4 protein-coding genes and 2 pseudogenes are annotated in these 6,219 nt (G+C 55.3%); 4 read left to right on the top strand and 2 right to left on the bottom strand.

Features of this window, described 5'->3' with window-relative positions; translation table 11 throughout:
* The 4 genes and pseudogenes from ACSZPU_RS22225 to ACSZPU_RS22210 form a co-directional block, all read left to right on the top strand.
* Nucleotides 1–115 (top strand): annotated as a pseudogene (locus ACSZPU_RS22225) (IS5/IS1182 family transposase); the annotation flags it as partial.
* Complete coding sequence (locus ACSZPU_RS22220; protein ID WP_499003228.1) at nt 111–788, top strand: TerC family protein; 678 nt, start codon at nt 111–113, stop codon at nt 786–788. The pseudogene ACSZPU_RS22225 and the gene ACSZPU_RS22220, both read left to right, overlap by 5 nt.
* Before the next feature lie 144 nt (nt 789–932).
* Nucleotides 933–1,151: a YgdI/YgdR family lipoprotein gene (locus ACSZPU_RS22215; RefSeq protein ID WP_090088597.1), complete on the top strand. Its 219-nt coding sequence runs from the start codon at nt 933–935 to the stop codon at nt 1,149–1,151.
* Between the two features lie 132 nt (nt 1,152–1,283).
* Nucleotides 1,284–2,323: pseudogene (locus ACSZPU_RS22210) on the top strand (NADP(H)-dependent aldo-keto reductase).
* 33 nt (nt 2,324–2,356) lie between these two features.
* Here the strand turns inward: ACSZPU_RS22210 and lplT are convergent.
* Together lplT and aas are read right to left on the bottom strand one after the other, a co-directional pair.
* Nucleotides 2,357–3,550, bottom strand: coding sequence for a lysophospholipid transporter LplT (gene lplT, locus ACSZPU_RS22205; RefSeq protein ID WP_499003224.1), 1,194 nt, complete (start codon nt 3,548–3,550; stop codon nt 2,357–2,359).
* Entirely contained in the window at nt 3,543–5,702 is a 2,160-nt protein-coding gene (gene aas, locus ACSZPU_RS22200) for a bifunctional acyl-ACP--phospholipid O-acyltransferase/long-chain-fatty-acid--ACP ligase (RefSeq protein WP_499003222.1), read from the bottom strand. Before aas ends, lplT begins: the two co-directional genes overlap by 8 nt.
* Between the last annotated feature and the right edge of the window lie 517 nt (nt 5,703–6,219).

The raw sequence follows: 6,219 nt of genomic DNA, 5'->3' as shown, positions 1-6,219 counted from the left end.
CGCCTGAAAGAATACCGGCGCATTGCAACACGTTACGACAAAACGGCGAGGAATTATCTTTCAATGGTCAAGCTGGGGTTGCATCCGATTGTTTTACAAGAGGTTATGCAATTAAGGGACACAGCCTAACGTTGTTGGAGATTGTGCTTGGGATCGACAATATTATCTTCCTCTCCCTGGTTGTGGCGAAGCTGCCCACCGCACAGCGTAACCACGCCCGCAGGCTGGGTCTGGCTGCCGCGATGGTCATGCGATTGCTGCTGCTGGCGTCAATCGCCTGGGTGACAAAACTGACCACGCCGCTTTTTACCGCATTTGATCATGCGGTTTCTGCGCGCGATCTGATTCTGTTTTGTGGCGGTGTGTTCCTTATCTGGAAAGCCAGTAAAGAGATTCATGAAACGATCGAAGGGGATGAAGAGGATCTGAAAACCAATGTTCACTCGTTCCTCGGCGCCATCGTTCAGATTATGCTGCTGGACATTATTTTCAGCCTCGATTCCGTCATCACCGCGGTTGGCCTGTCCGATCATCTGTTTATTATGATGGCGGCAGTGGTGATTTCGGTCGGCGTGATGATGTTTGCCGCACGCCCGATTGGCGAGTTTGTGAATCGCCATCCGTCGGTCAAAATGCTGGCGTTATCATTCCTGATTCTGGTGGGTTTCACCCTGATTCTGGAAAGCGTCTCGATTCATGTGCCGAAGGGTTATATCTACTTCGCAATGTTTTTCTCTATCGCGGTTGAGACCCTCAACTTAATGCGCGGCAAGAAAAACCCGCAGTAATACGACGCTTCCCCGCAGGGGGAAGCCGTTTTTCCCTTTGCTTTTCGCCCGCCCCCACACTTTAAGATTTTCCCCCTTTTTTGTCCCGATACGTCAGGTTATTACTAGAATGATGTGAGACACGAGCCAAATGAGGACAGAACGATGAAAAAATGGGCAGTGATTATCTCCGCAGTTGGATTGGCATTTGCGGTATCAGGTTGTAGCAGTGATTACGTCATGGCGACGAAAGACGGCAGGATGATCCTGACTGACGGTAAGCCGGAAATTGACGATGAAACCGGCCTGGTCAGCTACCGCGACCAGCAGGGCAATAAGATGCAGATCAACCGTGATGATGTTTCCCAGATTCTTGAGCGCTAAAAATCTGTAGAGAGGTCAGTTACCTGCTGGCCTTTTTTTGCCCCCCCTTTTTCCCTTTGTTCTGCCCTCTGCCATGTTTATATTCCTTTGTCAGGACATCTGACGCAGTAAAGACAGTAAAGGAAGCCGGCTATGCACTATCACCGTATCCCCCACAGTTCGCTTGAGATAAGCACCCTGGGGCTGGGCACAATGACGTTTGGTGAACAGAACAGCGAAGCCGACGCCCATGCGCAGCTTGATTACGCCATCAGCCAGGGCATTAACCTGATTGATGTCGCAGAGATGTATCCCGTCCCGCCGCGCCCAGAAACACAAGGGCTGACGGAGACCTACGTCGGCAACTGGCTGGCGAAGCGCGGCAATCGTGAGAAAGTGGTCCTCGCTTCGAAGGTCAGCGGCCCCTCGCGCAATAACGACAGTGGTATTCGCCCAAACCAGGCGCTGGACCGTAAAAACATCCGCCAGGCGCTGGAAGACAGCCTGAAACGCCTGCAAACCGATCACCTCGATCTCTATCAGGTGCACTGGCCGCAGCGCCCCACCAACTGCTTTGGCACTCTGGGCTATAAGTGGACGGAATCCGCCCCGTCGTCACCCTGCTGGAAACCCTGGAAGCGTTGACCGAGTTTCAGCGCGCGGGCAAGATTCGCTATATCGGCATCTCGAACGAAACGGCATTTGGCGTGATGCGCTATCTGCAACTGGCGGAAAAACACGAGCTGCCGCGTATCGTCACTATTCAGAACCCTTACAGCCTGCTCAACCGCAGCTACGAAGTGGGTCTGGCGGAAGTGACGCAGTACGAAGGCGTTGAGCTGCTGGCCTACTCCTGCCTGGCGTTCGGCACCTTAACTGGTAAGTACATGAACGGCGCGAAACCCGCAGGGGCGCGCAATACCCTGTTCAGTCGTTTTACCCGCTACAGCGGCGAGCAGGCGCAAAAAGCGATTGCCGCCTATGTGGATATCGCTAAACGCCACAATCTGGACCCGGCACAGATGGCATTGGCCTTTGTGCGTCGTCAGCCGTTCGTTGCCAGCACCCTGCTGGGTGCAACAACTCTGGAACAGCTGAAAACGAATGTGGAGAGTCTGCATCTGACCCTCAGCGAAGAGGTGCTGGCAGAAATTGAAGCGGTGCATCAGGTTTATACCTACCCGGCACCGTAATTTGAATCAGGCCGGGCTATCCCGGCCTGTATTTTAGCGGCGGCGTTGCCAGACCCACAGTGCCGCAATAGCGACAGCAAACAACACGCCAAAGCCGACACCTACGCCCACCACCGGTACACCCACTTTGACCGCCAGGGAGTAAAGCCCCAGCATCAACAGCATGGCGGTGTTTTCGCCAAGATTCTGTACCGCAACGGCGTTACCAGCGCCGACAGAACGCTTGCCGCGCTCCTGTAGCAGCGCATTAAGCGGTACCACGAAAAAGCCGCCCAGCATGCCGATCAGCAGCAAAATGCCGTACGCCGGAAGCACAGCATGTTGTAACGAAAAGAAGGTCACCGCCACGCCAATTAAAATCCCGGCAGGCATACAGCGCGCCACTGTCTCCAGCTTAACCAGTTTGGCAGCCAGCCCGGCACCGACCACAATCCCCACCGCCACCATGGCATTGAGATAGGTCGGCGTCGCGTTATCCGTAATGCCCAGCGCAACCGGCACCCACAGTACCAGCAGGAAACGCAGCGTCACGCCCGCGCCCCAGAACAGGCTGGTGCCGACCAGTGAAAAGCGCGTCTCGCCGTTGCGCCACAACAAGGAGCAGGCAGAGAAGAAGCTGCGGGTCATCGGGGTAAAACGCCAGGACTGCCCCGGACGCGCCGCCGCCAGCCGGGGGATCATCAGGTTTGCCAACACCGCCCCGGCATAGACCACCGCGCAGATGCCAAGCGAGGCCAGCACGTGCCAGTCCGCCAGAATACCGCCCGCCATTGAGCCCAGCAGAATCGCGGCAATGGTCGAAGATTCCATCAGCCCGTTCGCTTTGACCAGCTTGTCGCCGGTTGTCAGCTCACCAAGAATGCCGTACTTCGCCGGCGAATAAGCCGCCGCGCCAACGCCCACCAGCGTATAGCCGATGAACGGGTTGATGCCGACGCAAATACTGGCCGCCCCTAACAGCTTGAGACCGTTAGCGACCATCATCACGCGCCCTTTGGGGAAGCTGTCGGCAATCTGGCCGACAAAGGGTGCGAAGATAATGTAAGCGCCCACAAACACCATCTGCAGGATCGGTTGACTCCAGTCGGGGTAGAACTCCGCTTTCAACAGCGCCAGAGTGGCAAACAGCAGCGCGTTATCACCAAAGGCCGACAGGAACTGGGCGACAATGACTGCCTTCATGCCCTTCGACCACAGTGAAGTGTTAGTGGGTACTGACTCATGCATTTTGGGTTTCCGCCTCTTCAACCATGCTTTTTAACGTCACAAAGTCAGGCTTCCCGCTGCCCAGTAACGGCAGCTGTTTAAGGAAGCGAATATCACGCGGCACCGCCAGTTCCGGCACGCCTTGCGCGCGCGCCTGCTGCTGGAGTTTATCGCGCGTCAGTTGTTCATCGGTAGTGAACAGAACCAGCGCCTCGCCTTTGTTGACGTCGGATTTGATCGCCGTGGCGTGCATCTTCTCAGGCGAGACCGCCAGCGCCAGTTGCTCAACCATCTCCAGCGAAATCATCTCGCCCGCAATTTTGGCGAAGCGTTTAGCACGGCCCTGAATCTGTACGAAACCTTGCTCATCAAAGCGCACGATATCGCCCGTGTCATACCAGCCGTTTTCCAGCTCACCCTGGGCATTTTCTGCCGCAGGCGCTTCCAGCACGCCGGGTTTCTCCACGCGCAGATAGCCGTTCATGATGTTTGGCCCTTTCAACTGCAGGCGGCCGCCATCATCGATGCCCGGCACTTCAAGCAGGCGCGCGTCCATACCGGGCAGAATACGCCCGACCGTACCGGACTTCGCCGCCATCGGTACGTTGATCGACACCACCGGCGCGCACTCCGTGACGCCGTAGCCTTCCAGAATGCGCAGACCAAATTTGTCCTGCCACAGCTGACGAGTGTTGTCCTGCAGTTTCTCGGCTCCCGCCACCACGTAGCGCAGACGGAAAAAGTCATACGGATTAGCGAAGCGGGCGTAGTTGCCAAGGAACGTCGATGTACCAAACAGCACAGTACAGTTCCGGTCGTACACCAGCTCCGGCACGATGCGATAGTGCAACGGGCTTGGGTAGAGAAACACCTCCGCCCCGGTCAACAGCGGCGTAAACAGGCCCACCGTCAGACCAAAAGAGTGGAACAGCGGCAGCGCCGACATAAAGCGATCGTTGGCGGTGAAATCGGCGATGGTGCGGATTTGCTCCACGTTCGCCAGAATACTTTTATGGCTGTGCACCACCCCTTTCGGGTTGCCCTCAGAACCGGAGGTAAAGAGGATAATCGCCGCATCTTCGGGTTTCTGCGCCACCTGCGCCAGACGAGGCATCAGCACGCGGCTAAAGATCCACAGCTTATCTTCCAGCGTGACGCTGCCTTTTAAATCTTCCAGATATACCCAGCGTACCTGGGTTAACTGTTCCGGCAGATGCCAGAGCTTCCCTTTGTCCATAAAGGTTCGCGAGGTAAACACCGTTTTGATTTCCGCGGCAGTAATGGCGCTGGTCAGCCCTTTCACCCCGGCGGTGTAGTTCATCATTGCCGGAATACGTCCACGGGCGATGGCGCCAAAAATCACCGCGGCGCTGATACCGGCGTTCGGCAACATCAGGCCGATTTTCTCGCCCTGTGCGGTGTATTTATCAAGAATACGGGCGACAAACAGCGTCTTGGTCAAAAGCTTACGGTAAGTGTCAGGCGTGAAATTAATATCTTCCACACACTTTTTACCCGCGCCGTAACGGTACTGCGCCGCCAGGAAGGCATCGAACAGGGTTTCACGCGGGCGCACCGCCATGCGGGCTTCCATCATGATCTGATGCAGCATTTCCCCGGCGATTTTGCGACGGTCACGGGCACGCGGAGCTTCCGGCATCGGCAACTGGGTTGGCGGCAGCACATGCAGATTGATGCGCGGGAAAAAGCGCTGTTTGACCAGCCCTTTCAGGCGGCTGAAAAAGGTCAGTTCTGCCCCTTCAATACGAAGCGGTACAACCGTTGCCGCCGATTTCGCCGCTACAAAACCCGCGCCGTCGTAGATTTTCATCAGCGAGCCGGACACCGAAATACGCCCTTCCGGGAAAATCACCACCGGACGCCCTTCGCCAATCAGGCGGACAAGGTGTTTGATGGACATAGGCTTGGTGGGGTCCAGCGGCACAAAATCGATAATCGGCTTAAGCCAGCGCATGTACCACTGTTGGCTGATGGAAGTGTAAACCGCAAACACCGGGCGGACAGGAAGAAAGAGCGCCAGCAAAATCCCGTCAATAAAAGAGACATGGTTAGGGACAATCAGCACACGCTCGCCGTACAGTGCCTGCGTATTGCCCGTAAGCTGCACACGGAACAGGACGCGAAAGAGGCCGCGAAAAAAGCCAAATAGCATTTCAACTCCTTTTGTCAGTCAATTCGACAGGTTAAGCGTAGAGTGTGGCAGATTACACGAGAAGTGCGGGGCGGCGAAATGCGGGCGAAAAAAAACCTGCGCATCCGCGCAGGTTGGTGCAAGAGATTAAGTACGAAATGCGTACCGAAATAATCACCAATCAATACCTCTGGGATCTTGATTGTGGCTGGCAGCACGTAAGATCGCCAGTGGGAAAAAGCAAGGGAATGAGCCTAAGTGCAACGAGGTGTGTCTAATCGTCCGGCTTGTTACACATTGACTTACAGGCAAAAAAAACCTGCACATCTGCGCAGGTTGGTGTAATTCAAGTGTTCAACCCTCAGGTTGACTTCACCTATCAATACCTCTGGGATGAATACTGTAGCAATCCGGCTAAATGCTTCTCCAGCAGACAATCGAAACAGCATTTCGCAAAGTGTAACTAGATAGTGTCGTCACGAGGATAAAAATCATTGATAATAGGGCCTTCTAATCAGAAGGCCCTATTATCATGACT

This window comes from Phytobacter sp. V69 (genome assembly GCF_965644215.1).
Taxonomy (GTDB): domain Bacteria; phylum Pseudomonadota; class Gammaproteobacteria; order Enterobacterales; family Enterobacteriaceae; genus Phytobacter.
This window is presented reverse-complemented; position numbering and strand designations above follow the sequence as displayed.